General features: G+C 50.2%; 15 protein-coding genes and 1 riboswitch. Of the genes, 4 read left to right on the plus strand and 11 right to left on the minus strand.

Annotated features, from left to right (window positions below):
• Window positions 1-10: 10 nt before the first annotated feature.
• The 3 genes from TTER_RS01990 to TTER_RS02000 all read right to left on the minus strand — a co-directional run bounded on the left by TTER_RS01990 (window position 11) and on the right by TTER_RS02000 (window position 2,646).
• A complete protein-coding gene (locus TTER_RS01990) occupies window positions 11-1,093 on the minus strand; it encodes an ABC transporter substrate-binding protein (protein WP_012874359.1) in 1,083 nt (360 codons plus the stop codon).
• 20 nt (window positions 1,094-1,113) lie between these two features.
• Window positions 1,114-1,929, minus strand: coding sequence for an ABC transporter permease (locus tag TTER_RS01995; RefSeq protein WP_012874360.1), 816 nt, complete (start codon window positions 1,927-1,929; stop codon window positions 1,114-1,116).
• 156 nt (window positions 1,930-2,085) lie between these two features.
• Window positions 2,086-2,207: riboswitch (FMN riboswitch) on the minus strand.
• Window positions 2,208-2,229: 22 nt separating this feature from the next.
• The gene (locus TTER_RS02000; protein WP_012874361.1) at window positions 2,230-2,646 is read right to left on the minus strand and encodes a DUF3054 domain-containing protein; all 417 of its coding nucleotides are present in this window, start codon (window positions 2,644-2,646) and stop codon (window positions 2,230-2,232) included.
• 237 nt (window positions 2,647-2,883) lie between these two features.
• On the opposite strand from TTER_RS02000, the gene TTER_RS02005 reads away from it, so the two are divergent.
• Complete coding sequence (locus tag TTER_RS02005) at window positions 2,884-3,786, plus strand: GNAT family N-acetyltransferase (RefSeq protein ID WP_012874362.1); 903 nt, start codon at window positions 2,884-2,886, stop codon at window positions 3,784-3,786.
• 20 nt (window positions 3,787-3,806) lie between these two features.
• A complete protein-coding gene (locus TTER_RS02010; RefSeq protein ID WP_012874363.1) occupies window positions 3,807-4,829 on the plus strand; it encodes a Gfo/Idh/MocA family protein in 1,023 nt (340 codons plus the stop codon).
• Here the strand turns inward: TTER_RS02010 and TTER_RS02015 are convergent.
• Both TTER_RS02015 and TTER_RS02020 read right to left on the minus strand, forming a co-directional pair.
• Entirely contained in the window at window positions 4,819-5,577 is a 759-nt protein-coding gene (locus TTER_RS02015) for a phosphatase PAP2 family protein (RefSeq protein ID WP_012874364.1), read from the minus strand. The genes TTER_RS02010 and TTER_RS02015 overlap by 11 nt on opposite strands.
• Window positions 5,578-5,598: 21 nt before the next feature.
• Window positions 5,599-6,072 (minus strand): hypothetical protein, encoded by a 474-nt coding sequence (locus TTER_RS02020; RefSeq protein ID WP_012874365.1) that lies wholly within the window; start codon window positions 6,070-6,072, stop codon window positions 5,599-5,601.
• A 95-nt stretch (window positions 6,073-6,167) separates the two neighbouring features.
• On the opposite strand from TTER_RS02020, the gene TTER_RS02025 reads away from it, so the two are divergent.
• Together TTER_RS02025 and TTER_RS02030 are read left to right on the plus strand one after the other, a co-directional pair.
• Window positions 6,168-7,586, plus strand: coding sequence for an FAD-binding oxidoreductase (locus TTER_RS02025; protein ID WP_012874366.1), 1,419 nt, complete (start codon window positions 6,168-6,170; stop codon window positions 7,584-7,586).
• Window positions 7,587-7,609: 23 nt separating this feature from the next.
• Window positions 7,610-8,761 (plus strand): Ldh family oxidoreductase, encoded by a 1,152-nt coding sequence (locus tag TTER_RS02030; protein ID WP_012874367.1) that lies wholly within the window; start codon window positions 7,610-7,612, stop codon window positions 8,759-8,761.
• Window positions 8,762-8,800: 39 nt separating this feature from the next.
• Here the strand turns inward: TTER_RS02030 and xylB are convergent, their stop codons facing one another.
• The 6 genes from xylB to TTER_RS02060 all read right to left on the minus strand — a co-directional run bounded on the left by xylB (window position 8,801) and on the right by TTER_RS02060 (window position 17,512).
• Window positions 8,801-10,291, minus strand: a complete 1,491-nt coding sequence (gene xylB, locus TTER_RS02035; protein WP_012874368.1) for a xylulokinase — start codon at window positions 10,289-10,291, stop codon at window positions 8,801-8,803.
• 83 nt (window positions 10,292-10,374) lie between these two features.
• A complete protein-coding gene (pgl, locus tag TTER_RS02040; protein WP_012874369.1) occupies window positions 10,375-11,112 on the minus strand; it encodes a 6-phosphogluconolactonase in 738 nt (245 codons plus the stop codon).
• A 32-nt stretch (window positions 11,113-11,144) separates the two neighbouring features.
• Entirely contained in the window at window positions 11,145-12,689 is a 1,545-nt protein-coding gene (zwf, locus tag TTER_RS02045) for a glucose-6-phosphate dehydrogenase (protein WP_012874370.1), read from the minus strand.
• A gap of 92 nt (window positions 12,690-12,781) precedes the next feature.
• Window positions 12,782-14,443 (minus strand): bifunctional transaldolase/phosoglucose isomerase, encoded by a 1,662-nt coding sequence (locus TTER_RS15990; protein ID WP_049822928.1) that lies wholly within the window; start codon window positions 14,441-14,443, stop codon window positions 12,782-12,784.
• Window positions 14,440-15,615 carry a transaldolase gene (gene tal / locus TTER_RS15995; RefSeq protein ID WP_049822929.1) on the minus strand — a complete coding sequence of 392 codons (1,176 nt, stop codon included), beginning with the start codon at window positions 15,613-15,615 and terminating at the stop codon, window positions 14,440-14,442. The genes TTER_RS15990 and tal overlap by 4 nt, the downstream gene beginning before the upstream one ends.
• 22 nt (window positions 15,616-15,637) lie before the next feature.
• A complete protein-coding gene (locus TTER_RS02060) occupies window positions 15,638-17,512 on the minus strand; it encodes a transketolase (RefSeq protein ID WP_012874371.1) in 1,875 nt (624 codons plus the stop codon).
• Window positions 17,513-17,571 lie beyond the last annotated feature (59 nt).

Below are 17,571 nucleotides of genomic sequence, written 5' to 3' on the forward strand. Positions count from 1 at the left end.
TTGTGGATAACTACCTGGATCTTTCCACAAACTGGTTGGTGTAAACCTTGGAGAGATCCACATCATGTTTGATAAGTCCTATGCTCTTGAGGAAGTCCAGTGTAGTTTTCCACATGTTAGGATCTGTATACCCAAGGCCGTGCTCTTTTGTGGCCTGACTTTGCCAGAGCTCTATCGAGGATTTGAGCACTTCCATTTGGATCTCTTTATCCTGTGCTGCCTCTGGCACATACTTAAGGCTTATCTGGAAGGCTTCTTCTGGATGATCGATGGTGTATTGAAGTCCTTTCATCGTTGCTCTTACGACCGCTGCTGCTTCCTGAGGGTCAGAGCTCAGCTTATCCTGGCTAGTTATCAGGCCATTTGATACAAGGTTCAAATGCTCCCAGACCGGTATGGTGTTTACTTTTACTCCAAGGTGTCTTAGCTGTATAGGTTCGTTGTTGGCATAACCCATCACCGCATCTACCTGCTTGCGCTCCAGGGCTTGTACCTGGGTGAAGCCTATGGACCTTATCTTGACGTCTTTTTCGTTCATGTTGGCCGAGTGAAGCAGAGCAAGTAGTCCCGTGTAGGTGGCACCGAACTGCCCTGGCACTCCGATTACCTTCCCCTTGAGCTGCTTTATATCTGTGATATGATCTTCGCTACGGGTTATAAGGACTACAGGATACTTTTGGAAATAGGCGCCAAGATATACTACGGGTACCCCCTGAGATCTGGCAACGAGCACCTCATCGCCGCTTGCGACGCCATAAGGTATCTTCCCAGTGCCAACCATCTTTATGAGATCGCTTATGATACCATGGTTGAATTTTACGTTCAGGCCTTCCTCTTTGTAGAAACCCTTCTCCTGTGCTACGTAGTAGGGGGCGAACTGAACAGTTGGTATGTATCCCAAAGCTAAAGTGACCTGCTTTAGGTTGCTGCTCGTATTTTGCGAATTCTGGTTGCTTTCCGAGGATGTAGTAGGGGTGATATTAGCCGACGTACTACCAATGGTTGGTGTGCTGTTACCTGCCCCACAACCGACAACCACAAGTTGCAAGAATAACAGTAGAAGAACCCATACCTTAGACGATTTTGTGAACATCAACACCCTCCGTGAACAATTTACTCGTAATGCCAGGCTAGTAGAATTTTTTCTAGTAATAGGGCTATGCCATAAAAGGACGCTGCCATCAGCGCTAGTGTTATGAGGGCTACGAACATCAGAGGGGTATCAAACATGCCCTTTGAGATATTTAGAAGTACTCCCAGCCCCACATCTGCCCCCACAAACTCGCCCACAACAGCTCCTGTTATGGATAATGTCAATCCGAGGCGTATACCTCCAAGTAGCACAGGTAGGGATAGAGGTAGTTCTACCATCCAGAATGTTTGCCACCATCCTGCTCCGTATACCTGCGCTACTTCTATCAAGTCTCTTGGAACATTCCTAATTCCCACGATGGTATTGACTAGGATGGGGAAGAACACTACCAGCGCGCATACTATTACTTTTCCTAGGAGTCCATATCCAAACCATAGAGTTATCAGAGGAGCTATAGCTACCACAGGGAGCGCCTGGCTAGCTGCTATGTGAGGACTAAGGAGCCGTTCTACAGCTCGCCAATGGGCTAGTATGTATCCGAACACAGCTGCCACGCCAAATCCCAGAGCAAAACCCAAGATGCTCTCTAGGAGAGTAATCCTTGTGTGGGTCCACCAGGTACCGTCTGCAAGGCTCTGTAGAAACCTTTGCCAGACCTCCATTGGGGTAGGCAGTATGTATGTTGGATACTTGCCTACGAGCACTATTGCTTCCCATAGCAGGATGGCAAGTATAAGCGAGGCTATTACCCAGCCCCATAGTGAAAGCTTGCCCTTTAGCTCTCCCGCACCCGTAGAGATTTTGTATGCTGGTAGACCATAGCTCTCCTGGCGCATAATAATTTGCTCTCCCAAATAATCCTTATGGGCCTTGGGGAGGTGGAACCGGGAAGGGTAATGTACAAATCAAAAGCCTCGAAGGTTCGTACGAACCTTCGAGGCTTCAATCCGCTACCTATCAGGAGTATCGACTTATGCGATACACCTAGCTATAGCGGCCTTCTCCCATCCGGACTCTTACCGTCGGCCCTGGAATCTCACCAGGTCCACCCCTGTTGCAGGGGGTCGCGGGCTCTACCGCCGGTCGGGAATTGCACCCTGCCCCGAAGGCCTTATTTATCCACTAAGATTATATCATCACCTGGATGGTGAACGCCCAGAGATAATCAGGAAATATACCAATCGCCATCCAAGCAGTAGCACGCCTGTTACAGCAAGGGTGACCAACATGAACGTAAAGATGAAGCCTTCTCTGAGAACTAGACCTCTTATCAGGAGACCTAGCAATATTCCTCCTATCCACGTTAGCGCCGATCTCTTCATGAACTCTCCAAGAACCGCAGTAGGCCTGTATGCGCCCGTGAACATTGAGACGATAAACCAACCTGCAAGCAAGGGTGTTGCCACCCTTATCAGGTTTGCCAAATAGTGAACCTGTATGTGATGGCTTCTAAAGCCGAGTACTACGAAAAGTACAATAGCTAGTACATCGCCAGCCACTAGCAAGTATGTGGTTCCCCTTCCCAGCGGTCTTTCTCTTTCGGCAACACTCATTTGCAAACTCCTGGCGGATTCTCAGCTGAGATAATCTCTAACAATAGTGTACCAGTAAGCAGTTCCTAAGCCCTTATGAATTATTTGTGTTCCTTGATTAGAAAAGCCTTGGTATTGTGTCTTGTGGCTGGGACACGAATACGTCGTAAGCTCTTATTCGATCTGCTTTATACTCTATTTATATTTGTCTCTGAACACCTAATCGATGGTTCAAAAATAGTGTTTGGGAGGAGCTAGATGGAACTTCGCGAGCTTAGAGAGTGTGATCTGCTTGATCTCTTGGACCTATGTAGCAGGACGTTGCCTCTGGATAAGTTCTCTATAAACTTACTAAAGCACCGTATATTCCAGGAGCCAGAGCATAGGCCAGAATACCAACTGTCCTTATGGGATGGAGATAAGTTAGTGAGCGTTATGCTGGGGGGGGTCCGTACATCAGAAGAAGGTCCTGCTCCTGCTATAAGGCTATTTGCTACCGATCCTGCTTACCAGAGGAGAGGTTATGCTACTCAGCTGCTGAAAGAGCTGATAAACAGGATTCAAGCTGATGGTATGAAAACCCTGAGGGTTGGGGGTAGTGCACCCATCTACTTCTGGCCAGGAGTAGATGTAAGGTATACCCCGGCAATCTGTTTCTTGATCAAGCATGGTTTTCAGATCGCGGATGTTAGATGTTTCAACATGGAAGTAGATCTGCTCTCTCGAGACTGGGATACATCTGCCGACGAGGACAGGCTTGCGAGGGAGGGCTTCGTGTTTCGAAGGTTATCGTTGGATGACAGGGAGGAGTTTAGCAAATGGCTTCTGGATGTTTGGGGCTCTACTTGGCAATGTGAGGCTCTGGCTACCTACCAAAATGAACCAATATCGACACATATAGCTCTGCGTGATGGTAGGATATGTGCCTTTGCCTCTTATGGAGGTACGGCTTTTGAGAATGGGTTTGGCCCTACTGGTACCGAAGAGCAACTGAGGGGTAAGGGGATTGGCCGGATTCTGTTCTATAGATGCATGCGTGATCTTAGGATGCTGGGTCACGAGAAATGTGAGGTAATATGGGTGGGGCCTATACCGTTTTATGCGAAGGTGGCGGATGCCAAGATAAATAGAGTATTCTGGGTACTAGGTAAGCAGATCTAACTAAGTTGTAGGGGAGTAGTATGCCTGTAAGAGTAGCTATATTGGGATGCGGGCTCATAGCCCAAAGAGAGCATATACCTGCATATGTAAAGTCCGAGGATGCGCAGATAACAGTATTCGCTAGTAGAGACCTATCTAAGGCGGAGAGGCTGAAGAATGAGTATGGGGCTAATGCTGCCACTGATGATTGGAAAGAAGCGATTCTAAGGGACGATGTGGATGTGGTAGATATTTGCTTGCCTAATTACCTACACGCCCCAGCTGCGATAGCTGCCGCTGAGGCAGGCAAGCACATCATAGTTGAGAAACCCATAGCTAGGACTATTGCTGAAGCTGATGCTATGATCGAGGCTGCCAACAAGAACGGGGTCAAGTTGATGGTTGCCCACAGCCTGAGATTCGCTCCACCAGCCGAGGAGGCTCAAAGATTAGTCAGCGAAGGGTTTATAGGAGAGGTGAAGGCAGTAAGAGCTCTTCTCAACCATGCCGGACCTATAGAGTACTGGGGAGCTACTGATACTTGGTTCTTCGAACTCACAAAATCAGGTGGTGGGGCCTTGTTGGATCTAGGTATTCATGTTGCTGACCTGGTTCAGTGGGTTGTGGGCGCTCCTGCGTCTTCAGTTTCGGCTATGGTGGTCAATAGTGGCCGTTTTGGTGATGTTGAAGATATGGGTATGGCTACGATCCGGTTCAGCAATGATGTACTTGGTTTCATACAGGCTTCATGGAATTACAGGCCGAAGAATGAGGCTAATCTAGTCGTCTACGGCGATAAGGGTACGTTGTATGCTTGGGCATATCCTGGAAAACCGCTTGTTGCGAATCTCAGGTCTGAGGATTCTCCAGATGGTAAGCTGGTAGAGCTGGAAGTTCCTCAGAGTAGCCGTAGGAACAATCCGTTTGATTACTTCGTGCGCTGGGTGCTGGATAAGGCTGAGCCGTTCTCCACAGGCGAAGAGGCTAGGGCGGCACTACAGATAATTACGGGAGCTTATGCATCAGCCAAAAGCCGTTGTGAGGTTGAGCTCCCTAGATTTTAGATTTGTTTGCCCTTCTTTGTCTTATTATGTGGCTACCGCCTTGAGTGGCGGTAGCCGCGATTACTACCCATAACAGGCCGGTTATGTAACCACCGATTACGTCCGTGAAGTAATGGTAGCCGAAATATATCCTGCTAGTTCCTATGAACAATGCCAGGAAGATAGCTATTATAAAGCTTATCGTGCCGTACAGCTTACCGAATAGCACCCAGATGATGCTGGCGAGCGCTATATAGAACACCACAGAGTTCATAGCATGTCCGCTTGGGAAACTATAGTCTCCTATTTGATGGATACCTGGCCAGCTGGGCCGAGGGCGTGTTACGTAGTCCTTAAAGACCTGGTTTACTAATATGCCTCCAACTGCAGACACCACAAGGAATGTTGGAGTTCTCCTATATCCCTTTAGGAAAAGTAGAGCACAGATCGCAGCTGTTAACGGACCAATTACTATAAACGATCCAAGGTAGGTCCCTAAAACAAACAGTGGGCCGGGGAAACTTGATGCATGGTTCCTGAGATATAAGTATATTGTTCGATCTAAGCTAATCGATTGTTCCGGAAATATATCGCGGGCGATTATAGCCATCAGAAGGATGAGCATCAAGGACCCCACGAATCCTAGGAGGAGTATTGAGATCCTAGCAGGGGCTGCTCCGATCCTTTCCTCCAGCTCGGACAGATGCTCATCACCTACAGCTAGAGGTTGCTCCTCTCTCGTGAAGTCTCTATCGACTCTATCTTGCAAATATCCAGCTCCTTTGCAAATCTAGCTTGTGCTTTGATACATCGTGGTCAATATTGCACCCAGCAAGAAGACTACCATACCGGTTACAAGGATCACCCAGGGTACAGGGATGGTGCCCCTCCATCTGGCTAGCACACCTTCTTGGTAGGGGTTGTACTGTGCCTTGCGTCTATTACGTCTTAGCGAGCCAGCCAGGAAGAACATCCATATAGCCAGCGCTACTTTAAGTACGAGCACGGATACATAGGTGGTTCCCAAACGCGTATTGGATAGTCTATCGAACGTGAGGATACCTCCACTGGCGAGCAGCAACCACATGGCTATAGATACTATGGTTTGAAATCTCCTGGCTATATTTATCCTCAGCTTCTCGTCGATAGTTGCCTCTTTGAGGCTGGGGATCAGTACAAAAGCGTAGAATATACTACCGCCTAGCCAAGCAGCGGCAGATACTATGTGTATAGTTCTGGAGATAACGACTATGGTCTCAAGCAAATCCGATCCTCGAAGTGGTTTCTAGAGCTCTGTCTAATTGTAATTGATTACTCTGTTATACTCAGCCTGTAGGGAACCTTAGGAGTAATGGCTTGATGAAGGAGAGCGTGATCGAGGAATTAAGGTCGATACTTGGTCCTTCAGGACTGCTTGTGGATCAAGGGGATCTGTTAGCCTACTCTATAGATGGCACCTGGTTAGAAGCTATGCCAGACTGTGTGGTTTTGCCCACATCTACACAACAGGTTGCCCAGGTGATGTCTATAGCCAATAGAGAGCTCGTTCCAGTAGTGCCTCGTGGAGGCTCTTCTAATCTCTCTGGCGGCACCATCCCCATTAATGGGGGCATAGTTATGAGTCTCACCAGGATGAACAAGATACTCGAGATAGATCCGGACAACCTGATCGCCGTAGTGCAACCGGGAGTAATAACTCATGATCTGCAGAGCGAAGTCCGCAAATATGGTCTTTACTATCCGCCCGATCCCTCTAGTGTGCAGCATAGTACTATAGGGGGGAACGTGGCAGAGAATGCTGGTGGATTAAGGTGTCTGAAGTATGGTGTAACCAGCAAGTACGTATTGGGTATGGAGTATGTAACTCCTACAGGCGAGGTAGGCAGGGCTGGTGGAAGAGTAATCAAGAACGTGACAGGGTATCAGCTTGAGCAGTTGCTTATTGGCAGTGAAGGAACGCTAGCTATCATTACCGAGATAACGCTTAGGTTGATTCCTTATCCAAAATATAGGCGTACTCTGATGGCGGTATTCGACAGGCTAGAAGATGCTGGTAAGGCTGTGTCAGAGATTACACGAGCAGGGATAATACCGGCCGCTATGGAGCTGATGGACAAGTCCTGTATCCAGGTGGTAGAGGATTACCTGCGTATAGGACTGCCGGTTGCAGCGGAGGCGATGCTGCTTGTGGAGTCAGATGGATACTATGAGTCAGCGGTAGAAGCTGAGATAAGGCATATAGATGGGATATTATCGGAACTAGCTGCTGAGGTGAATTTGGCCGAGGATGAATCGCAAGCTGAGGAGCTGTGGCGAGCTAGAAGATCCGTTAGTCCCGCTGTAGCTAAGATAAAGCCCAACAAACTTGGCGAGGATGTGTGTGTCCCCCGTAGCGCTGTCCCGGAGATGATACGCAGGTGCCAAGAGATAGCTGAGAAGTACGATCTGAAGCTGGTTATCTATGGTCACGCTGGGGATGGGAACATTCATCCCAACATACTCTTTGATAAGCGGGACGTTGATGAGGTGAGTAGGGTACAGAAAGCAGCTGCAGAGATTTTTCAAGCAGCTGTGGAGTTGGGTGGTACGCTCACAGGGGAGCATGGAATTGGGCTGCTCAAGAAGGGTTTTCTTGGGTTGGCTCTCGACAGTACTACTATAGGAGTGATGCGGACCATTAAGCGGGCGCTCGACCCAAACAATATACTCAATCCTGGCAAGATATTTCCTGATGAGGCGTCGTACCTGCAGGTACCTTTTGATGTGGGTAGGACTTAATCTAGAGTTGAGAGGAGTAAGCTATGGCTAACGTGGAGGAGTCTCGGGATCAGGATTATATAAGCGTAGATCATATGGCGCTCAAATCCTGGGTAACAGAAGTCTTCTGTAAGCTGGGCGTGCCTAGGGAGGACGCTGATGTTACTGCAGATGTGCTGGTTGCAGCTGATCTTAGAGGCATAGAGAGTCATGGGGTGGCTCGTCTTGGCCGCTACACTAGCAGATTGATGAAGGGGCTTATCTCTCCGGTAGCAAACCCTGTGATAGTTAGGGAAACATCATCTACCGCTCTTGTAGACGGTAACAATGGACTAGGGCAACCCGTGGCTATGTGGGCTATGCAGCTGGCTATAGATAAAGCCAGGGAAGTTGGGAGCGGTACAGTTGCTGTAAGGAACAGTAACCACTATGGCATAGCGGGCTATTATGCGATGATGGCGCTAGAGCATGACATGATAGGGATGAGCCTGACTAATTCAAGTCCGCTGGTGGTACCTACTGGTGGTAGAAAAGCTGTGATAGGGACCAATCCGATTGCTGTGGCTATTCCTGCGGGTAAAGAGAGGCCATGGGTGCTCGATATGGCGACAAGTGTGGTCCCGAGGGGTAAGCTTGAGGTGTACGCAAGGAAGAACAAGCCCATGCCCCTTGGTTGGGCTGTGGATGAAACCGGTCAGCCTACGACAGACGCTCAGAGGGTTCTGGATGCTCTAACTGCCCGCTTGGGAGGGGGTATCTTACCTTTAGGAGGTACAGCTCTGTTTAGTGGTTATAAAGGCTATAACCTATCTGTAATGGTAGATCTGCTATGCGGGGTGCTGCCCGGTTCAAATTGGGGTCCCAAAGTAGATGAGCCTGTAGATGGCAAGCTAGTACCATCCAGGGTGGGACACTTCTTCTGGGCGTTGAGGGTAGATGCCTTCAGGCCCATTGACGAGTTCAAGCAAGAGATGGATGATTACATCAGAATGCTCAAGGAATCCCCCAAGGCTGAGGGGGAAGATAGGATATGGGTAGCAGGTGAGAAAGAGTGGGAGCTTCAAGAGGAATATTCTCGTGAAGGAGTTCCCCTCTATTACAAAGTCGTCGAGACCCTGCGGGGCATAGGGCAAGAGGTGGGGCTCCCATTTGATGCTATGGTGTTAGGGGCGGGGCATAGTACAGGCATGGCATAATAATGGGCTGGAGATTGATCCTCCAGCCCATCGCATCTCTTACATTGAAGCTAGCTCTGATAGCTGATGCATGGCGTCTTTGGTACTTGGATAAAGGCTCTTGTAGACTTCGTAGTAGCGAGCATATAAGTCGGATCTTGATTCGTCCGGATATGTGACCTCGTCTCTGAGTGCTATGAGTGAGCATGCCTCTTCGACGTCTTTGTATATGCCGGAAGCGACGCCTGCTAGGAGTGCAGCACCATAGGCTGGACCCTCTTCGGCTACCGTACGTTTTATGGGTAGGCGATATATATCAGCCTGGATCTGCCTCCAGAGCTGGCTACGTGCGCCGCCGCCTATTGCTCTGACCTCATTTACTTCCACATTTAACTCTCTGATGATCTGGAGAGAATCCAGCATGCTGAATACGACGCCTTCCATTACCGCACGAGTCATGTGGGATTTATCGTGTCTAGCTGTGAGCCCAAAGAATGATCCTCGTGCGTGTGGGTCTAAGTGAGGTGTGCGTTCACCTGTCAGGTATGGTAAGAATAAAAGTCCTTCAGATCCAGGTGGAGCTGTACTAGCAAGCTCTGAGAGTTGATCATAGTTCAACCCTCCAAGGAGATCTCTCCACCACCGAAGCGATCCTCCGGCCGAGAGTGTCACGCCCATCAGGTGGTATTTACCAGGGACAGCGTGACAGAATGCATGTATCCTGCCTGAGGGATCGGGACGAAACTCTTCAGAATGTACGAAGAGAACACCGCTAGTACCTATCGAGGAGCTCATCAATCCTTCTTTGATGATACCTGTCCCTACTGCAGCCGCTGCGTTATCTCCACCGCCCGCAGCTACTGGTATCTTGGAGCCTAACCCTAGGCTATCAGCCAGGTCCTGGGATACATAGCCCGTTACTTCTGGACCTTCGAATACCTTTGGGAGCCATTCTAAGGGGATTTCGAGCGCCTCTAGGATCTCACGAGACCAGTCTCTAGCTTTCACGTCCAGAAGAAGAGTTCCAGCAGCGTCCGATGCGTCAGTTGCAAATTCACCTGTCAGCTTGTAACGAACGTAGTCCTTTGGAAGAAGGACGTGCCTAACTTTGGAATAGTTCTCAGGCTCATTTTCTCTAAGCCATAGGATCTTTGGGGCCTGGAAGCCTGTTAGTGCTGGATTCCCAGCTATGGATATAAGCTTGTCGTAACCTACGACCTCGGTCATTTCTTCGCACTGCTTAGCGGTTCTTTGATCATTCCATAGCAGTGCGGGACGGATCACGTCGCCTCTCTCGTCGAGGAAAACGGATCCATGCATCTGTCCTGTAAGCCCTAATCCTAGGATCTCATCCTTAACCTGTTGGATGACTTTATGTAGGGATTCCTGGGTTGCTACCCACCAGTCTTCTGGGTTCTGCTCTGTCCATCCTGGTCTGGGAGTGTACAGTGGATATTCCGAGGTTGACTCCGCTACGACATTCCCTGATTGATCTACAGCCAGAACCCTGACACCTGTCGTGCCTACGTCAATACCTATTACTACAGGCATGATTACTCCCCATCATAAAAATGATTTCCTAGAAGGCAGAAATAGTGTATACGAACTGGGGAAAATTGCCAATTCCGGCTTGGCTACTGTGTGCCTGAGAGCAGACTGGCTGCTGCCCGATCTACGACCCACAGCAGCGCGCCACTGGTTGGATTTACCATCTGAGCAGGGTACTTAGTCGGATTTTGCTCGCCCTCCAAGACCGACTTGAGCGCTTCTGCCTTGCCCTCCCCAGATACCAGAAAGACCACACTGGCTGCCGCATTGATAAGGGTAGAAGTAAAAGTGATCCTGTAGGTATTCAGCTTGGGTACGTAGTTATGTACCACTAATCTATCGGTGACATGCAGAGCGTCGGTTTCAGGGAATAATGAGGCTGTATGCGCATCATCTCCCAATCCTAGAAATATCAGGTCGAATCTTGGAGGATCGCCAGGTACAGCCTTCTTTACAATCTCCTCGTATTCTCTTGCAGCTTCTTCGGGTGGGAGTTCGCCCTTCATTCTGAAGACCCTGTCTTCGGTTATACCGAGTGGCTGCAGGAGATGCTGATGTGCTGATCCGTAGTTACTATCCGGGTGATCTGGAGGCACACACCTCTCGTCGCTCCAGAAGAAGAGCACTTTGTCCCAGTCGACTTTGCCTCTGTATTCATCCGAAGCTAGCAACTTGTACATTGCCACAGGCGTTGATCCACCTGATAGCGCCACGAAGAACGAACCATGGTCATCTATTGATTCTTTAGCTCTGGATATGAACTGCTCAGCTCCAGCTCGAGCTACCTCGGAGGAATTTTCTACAATCGATAACTTTCCTGCCATCTACCAACAACCTCTGTCAAGATAATTGATCCCTATAACCAGCGCCACTCCCTACCGTCTCGGTAGAGCAATCGATCCGCATCTCTCGGCCCCCAGCTACCGCTTTCATAGTTCGGGAACTGGGGTGGAGGCAGTTGCTTCCAAGCATCAAGTATGTCGGTTATGAAGGCCCAAGAAGCTTCCACCTCATCGTGGCGAGTGAATAGGGTTGAGTCACCTATCATGGCGTCCAGCAGCAACCTCTCATAGGCCTCGGGAGGCTCAATGCCAAAGCCTGTTCCGTACAGGAATTCCATCTTTACTGGCCGTATATTGAGCCTGGTGCCCGGGGTCTTGACGGATACAGTCAATGAGATGCCTTCATCTGGCTGTATCCGCAACGCCAATACGTTAGGCTCGATAATGCCATCTGTTTGTTGCCCAAACAGCAGTAACGGGGGCTGCTTGAACTGGATTGCGATCTCGGTGACCCTCTTCTTCAGGCGCTTGCCGGTGCGCATATAGATGGGTACTCCTTGCCAGCGCCAGTTGTCTATAAATAGCTTGATCGCCACGTAGGTTTCAGTAACTGAGTTGGGATCTACGTTCGGCTCCTGCCTGTAGCCAGGTACCTCTTTCCCATCTATTAAGCCGGGACCATATTGGCCTCTTACTACCTGATCGGCTACGGCATTACCTCGAATCGGTCGAATAGCCCTAAGGACCTTGACCTTTTCATCGCGCACTGAGTTTGCATCGAACGCCACAGGCGGCTCCATTGCTACTAAGTTGAGGAGCTGCAATAGGTGGCTCTGCATCATATCTCTCAGCGCGCCTGATTCCTCGTAGTATTTCCCACGCCCCTCGATGCCAATAGATTCAGCTGCCGTTATTTGTACGTGGTCTATGTAGTTCCGATTCCATATAGGCTCGAATATGGAGTTAGCAAACCTGAATACCAGTATGTTTTGTACGGTTTCCTTACCCAGGTAGTGGTCTATGCGGAATATTTGATCCTCAGAGAAGAACTGGTGCAACAGGTCATTAAGTTCTCGTGCCGACTGCAGATCATGGCCGAAAGGCTTTTCTATGATGATACGGGTGTATCCCTGTTCAGCTCTGCGAGACCTCCCGCTTAGACCTACATCGCCTAATCTTTCGACTATCGTTTCATAATAGGATGGAGAGGCTGACAGATAGTATAGCCTGTTCCCACCGAGTCCTTTTTCACTGTCGAGCTTATCCAAAAAATCCTTTAGCTTTTGATAACCTTCTACGTTGTCGAATTCTGATTGCACGTAGTACAAATTTTGTGCAAAACTTTCCCAGATCTTTGGATCAGGCTTCCTACGCGAGAATTCCTGTACCCCTTTGAGCATCTCTTCCCTGAAGTAATCGTCGCTCCAGGGGCGTCGGGCAAAACCTATTATCGCGAAGTTAGGTGGTAAAAGCTTATCAACTGCAAGGTTATATAAGGCAGGAACTAGCTTGCGATGTGTTAGATCGCCGGTAGCACCAAAGACCACTATCGCACAGGGCTGTGGAGTACGTTCTATATGCGTACTTGCCCTAAGTGGGTTCTCGATTACAGTCGTCATATACGCCTCACAGCTCTTTATTACGTTTACCTTTACGAAAACTACGAGGGTGGGACGTTAGATTTTATCGCCCCACCCTCTATGATACCACCCTAGCTTCTAACCTTTATAGCATCCTGTACGAGGGATTGTAGTTGCCTGAGTGCCTCTACGAGTTCTCCTCGCAAGTGCACCCTGAGCACTCTTCTCCCCCTTCCCTTCAAGGCTTCGAAGTCTCCCAGAGCCTGAGCCCTCTTGAGAACGTTGAAGCTGTAAGGAACTCCTGGTATTGGCATGTCCTGGGGCTCATCGTAAGTTACCTGCAGGAACATGCCGTTATCTGCTCCGCCCTTATGTAGCTGCCCTGTGGAATGCAGGAATCGCGGTCCATAGCCAAAGGTAGTAGCTATCGTTAGTGCATCTCTTAGCTGGATTCTGGCTTCCTGTAGGGGCTTTTCGACCTCTGGATTGTAAGGCACATAAGCCATGATAGCCAGGTAGTCCCCTGCCTTTGCGCTGGATAGGAACGCTTCTAGCGCCCCTGCAAGAGTATGCCCTTGATATCCATACAGAGAGATCGAATCCTCGGTTATATCAGGCTCTGGCTCCGGCAGCTTGCCTGTGTTTTCGTACTCTTTCAGGAGGCGATTGGTGTTATCTTTGCTCTCCTGCACGTTGGGCTCATCGAATGGATTGATACCAAGTATGGCTCCTGCTATAGCTGTAGCTATCTCCCATCTCAGGAACTCTCCGCCCATATCAGTTGGACCTGCCAGGCGAAGTGTAACGACGGGGTGCCCGGCCTGGGCCAAGCTCTCGAGCTTTTGCCCCATTTCTTTGTCCTCAGGAGAGCCCATGTCTAGATGGACGAAGAGCCTATCATCCCCGTAGGAGCTGGGCTCACCTAAGGTCTCGCCCTCAACAGGTAGTATGCCTTTGCCTTCTTTCCCTGTGCTTTCGGCTATAAGTTGCTCTACCCAATAGCCGAAGGTGCCTATCCCAGGCGAAATCACCAGAGTGAGCTTGTCTCTGCCAGCTAGGGCCATCTCACCCATGATGGTGCCGAGCCACACTCCGGGGTTGTCCTTAGGCTCTACGTTAGGACCGCATTCCTTTGACATGTCCTGAGCTCTGTCCAGAAGCTTATCAATTGGAGCGCCAATGATAGCCCCAGGCACCAGGCCGAAGTAGGACAATGCGGAGTATCTACCGCCTATATCCTCTCGGTTCTCGAATACGGCCCTAAATCCCTTGTTTCTGCCTTCTTCTGCAAGCTTTGTCCCTGGATCTGTGATTGCTATGAAGTGCTTACCAGGGTCGCTTATCCCTAGCGAGCTAACCTTCTCCCAGAAGTACTTGAACTGCGAGACCGTCTCAATAGTTGTGCCGGATTTGCTGGCAACTATGAACAAGGTCTTTGCCAGATCTATCTTGTCCTCTACAGACTTGATAGTTGTACTGTCTGTAGTATCAAGTACGTGGAGTTCTGGGTACCCCTGTGCTGAGCCAAAGGTATGACGCAGCACGTCAGGAGCAAGGCTGCTGCCTCCCATGCCAAGAAGCACTGCATGGGTAAAACCTTCAGCTTTGAGCTCTTCTGCGAACTTTTGCAGGTTGGGGACCTCTTTGATCATCTCTGGAATGACATCCAGCCAACCCAGCCTATTGCAGATCTTCTGCTGTACGGCTGGATCATCCTTCCAGATGCTGGCGTCATGTTGCCATAACCGCCTGCCGACCGACTCCTGCTGGAATCGGTGGAGGCGGTCGGTTATTTTCCCTCGTAGGAGCCCAAATTAGCGAACTGCCTGTCTTTGAGTTCCGCCATCAGAGTCTCCCTCTTCTCGTTGATCACCTTGTCCAGGCTATCGAAGGAATCTGCAAAGAGCTTGACTCCATCTGCCTGGAGCTTGTCAGTTACTTCTTTCATGCTTATTCCAAGGCTCTCGAGCTTCTCGATCACAGCATACGCCTGGTCCAGATCCTTGTCGATGGTCCTGGCAACTTTGCCGTGATCCAGGAAAGCCTCTATAGTCTGTGGAGGCATAGTGTTGACCGTGTCGGGTCCGATGAGCTCTTCTACATACATGACGTCTCTGTATGCGGGGTTCTTAGTGCTCGTGCTGGCCCACAGAGGTCTTTGTACCCGTGCTCCTTTGGCTTTCAGGCTCTCCCACCTCTCACCTTGGAATTTCTTGAGGAAGTGCTGATAGGCTATACGCGCGTTAGCTATTGCCGCCTTTCCAAGTAGGCTCTCCAGTTCACTCTTCTCCTGGCTGTCCTGCTCAGATTCGATGAGCTTCTGGAGCCTCTTATCCACCTCTGTGTCGACTCGACTTACGAAGAAGCTGGCTACAGAAGCGATCTTATCTATGGGCTTGCCCTCAGATACTCTTTGCTCAAGACCTTCAAGATAGGCATCCATGACGCGCTCGTAGTAATCGATCGAGAATATGAGGGTGATATTGACGTTTATGCCCTCACTGATCAACTGCCTGATAGCAGGGATGCCCTGGTCGGTAGCGGGCACCTTTATGAAGATGTTCGGACGATCGATTGTTTGGAAGAACTTTCGGGCCTCAGCGATTGTACCCTCAGTATCGTAGGCCAGTTTGGGGTTGACCTCTATGCTGACGTAGCCATCAAGCCCTCCTGTTTCATCATACACAGGCCGGAGGACATCAGCGGCCATGCGTATATCCTCCACAATCAGCCCTTCGTAGATCTCGGACTGGGAAGCTCCATTCTGTACCAACTCCCTGAAGGCTTCATCGTACTCTTTCGAGCTAGAGATAGCCTTTTCGAATATGGTTGGGTTAGATGTCAAACCCCTTATGCCTTTATCTATCAGGGATTGGAGCTCTCCGGACTTGATTATGTCTCTGGTGATGTAGTCTATCCATGGGCTCTGCCCTTGTTCGATAAGCTCATGTAGTCTAGTGCGCATTTTTGTTTACCTCCCGATAGCGCTATTTGGATAGCTCACGTACTGCGTTGGCTATGTGCTTGGCGCTGATACCTGCTGCGTCCAACAGCTCCTGCGGCTTACCAGAGCCAGGCATATCGCGGACCGCCAGGTGCTTGACCTTGATATCAGAAAGCGATACTTGCCCTGAATCGGCCAGAGCAGAGAGTACTGCCTCGCCCAAGCCTCCTTCTGGCCAGTGATCCTCTGCGATCACCAGCTTGCCACCTGTGGCCTGCAGGGATTCGATCAGAGTCGCCACATCGATCGGCTTGACAGAGTAAGCATCTACTATCCTGATAGACACCCCCTCTTTTTGTAGCTCCTCGTAGGCCTTAATCGCCTCGTGTACCGTTATGCCGGCGGCAACGACTGTGGCGACGTCGTTACTTGACTGCTTGACGACCTTACTGCCGCCTATCTTGAATTCCTCGTCAGAGGAATAAATGACGGGTGTCTTCTCTCTGGTTGTTCGCAGGAAGCTGATGCCGTTCTGGTCTGCCATCGCAGCTACCAGCTGGGCGGTCTGATTGGCATCACAAGGATACAGCACCGTGCTGCCATGCACCGCACGCATCATCGCTATGTCTTCCAGACCCATCTGCGAAGGACCATCCTCTCCGATGGATACGCCCGCATGGGACCCACAGAGCCGGATGTTAGCCCTGGATATAGCACCCATTCGTATAAAATCATAAGCTCTTGTCAGGAACGCGGCGAACGTGGATGCGAAGGGCACCCACTTGCGCACTCCAAGGCCTATGGCTGCGGCAACCATCTGTTGCTCCGCTATGTACATCTCAAAGAATCTGTCTGGATAGGCCTTGGCGAATCTTTCAGAATAAGTGGAGTTGCTTACCTCTCCATCGAGAGCCACCACATCTCCTCTGGCTGCGCCCAGCGCCTTGAGGGCATCACCATAGGCACCTCTGGTGGCTACGGAATCTCCCACCTCGTACTTCGGAAGCTCCAAGGGCTTGTTCTCCCCTCTGCTTGGAGCTTCTACCGGATCTGGCTTAGGAACCTCTATGGTGATGTTTCTTTCACCGCCCAGTTCCTCAATCGCCTTGGGGAGGCTATCCTTATCTATGGGCTTGCCATGCCAGCCTTCCTTATCCTCAAGGAAGCTTACGCCTCTGCCCTTATGGGTGCGTGCGAGTATAACGGTAGGTTGGCCTGTGACCTGTATGGCCTCCTCGTATGCTCGATCTATCTCCTCAAGGTTATGACCATCTATCTCTATGACGTGCCATCCAAAGGCCTTAGCGCGCTCCGCGTAGCCGTCCAGGTTCCATCCGAGCATCGTCTCGCCGCGCTGGCCAAGCCTGTTGACGTCTACTATTGCTATCAAGTTGTCGAGCTTGTAGTACCCTGCGTGTTGGAAGGCCTCCCACATTGAGCCTTCAGCCATTTCGCTATCGCCACAGAGTACCCAGACTCTGTAGGGAAGTTTCTCAAGGTACTTGCCAGAGAGTGCTATGCCTATGGCTATGGGAAGTCCCTGCCCAAGGGACCCGGTGGCAACATCCACCCATGGTATAGCGGGTGTGGGGTGTCCCTGGAGCCGGCTACCAAATTTTCTGAAGGTCATCAACTCCTCATCGGTGATGGCTCCCGCTGCCTTGAACATGGAATACAGCAGGGGAGAGGCATGCCCCTTTGAGAAGATAAGGTGATCGTTTCCAGGATTCTCTGGATTATTGAAGTCATATCGCAGATATTTGCTCATCAGGACTGCCATAAGGTCCGCAGCAGACATGGAAGAGGTGGGATGACCGGACCCTGCCTCAGTGCTGCACCTAAGGCTATCAACCCTCAACTGTTGGGCTAGTTCGTGCCACTGCTCGATCTGGGTCTTCTGGTCGGTTGTTACAGCCATTTACTCAGCCTCCTTACTAAGTTAAGCGACAGATCAAGATTCGTGCCGCCATGGTTCCA

It is taken from the genome of Thermobaculum terrenum ATCC BAA-798 (assembly GCF_000025005.1).
Taxonomy (GTDB): domain Bacteria; phylum Chloroflexota; class Chloroflexia; order Thermobaculales; family Thermobaculaceae; genus Thermobaculum; species Thermobaculum terrenum.

Bases quoted from the DNA above. Each gene is read 5' to 3' on its own strand.
- TTER_RS01990 (WP_012874359.1), bottom strand. From the start codon at position 1,093: ATGTTCACAAAATCGTCTAAGGTATGGGTTCTTCTACTGTTATTCTTG.
- TTER_RS01995 (WP_012874360.1), bottom strand. From the start codon at position 1,929: ATGCGCCAGGAGAGCTATGGTCTACCAGCATACAAAATCTCTACGGGT.
- TTER_RS02000 (WP_012874361.1), bottom strand. From the start codon at position 2,646: ATGAGTGTTGCCGAAAGAGAAAGACCGCTGGGAAGGGGAACCACATAC.
- TTER_RS02005 (WP_012874362.1), top strand. From the start codon at position 2,884: ATGGAACTTCGCGAGCTTAGAGAGTGTGATCTGCTTGATCTCTTGGAC.
- TTER_RS02010 (WP_012874363.1), top strand. From the start codon at position 3,807: ATGCCTGTAAGAGTAGCTATATTGGGATGCGGGCTCATAGCCCAAAGA.
- TTER_RS02025 (WP_012874366.1), top strand. From the start codon at position 6,168: ATGAAGGAGAGCGTGATCGAGGAATTAAGGTCGATACTTGGTCCTTCA.
- TTER_RS02030 (WP_012874367.1), top strand. From the start codon at position 7,610: ATGGCTAACGTGGAGGAGTCTCGGGATCAGGATTATATAAGCGTAGAT.
- xylB (WP_012874368.1), bottom strand. From the start codon at position 10,291: ATGCCTGTAGTAATAGGTATTGACGTAGGCACGACAGGTGTCAGGGTT.
- pgl (WP_012874369.1), bottom strand. From the start codon at position 11,112: ATGGCAGGAAAGTTATCGATTGTAGAAAATTCCTCCGAGGTAGCTCGA.
- zwf (WP_012874370.1), bottom strand. From the start codon at position 12,689: ATGACGACTGTAATCGAGAACCCACTTAGGGCAAGTACGCATATAGAA.
- tal (WP_049822929.1), bottom strand. From the start codon at position 15,615: ATGCGCACTAGACTACATGAGCTTATCGAACAAGGGCAGAGCCCATGG.
- TTER_RS02060 (WP_012874371.1), bottom strand. From the start codon at position 17,512: ATGGCTGTAACAACCGACCAGAAGACCCAGATCGAGCAGTGGCACGAA.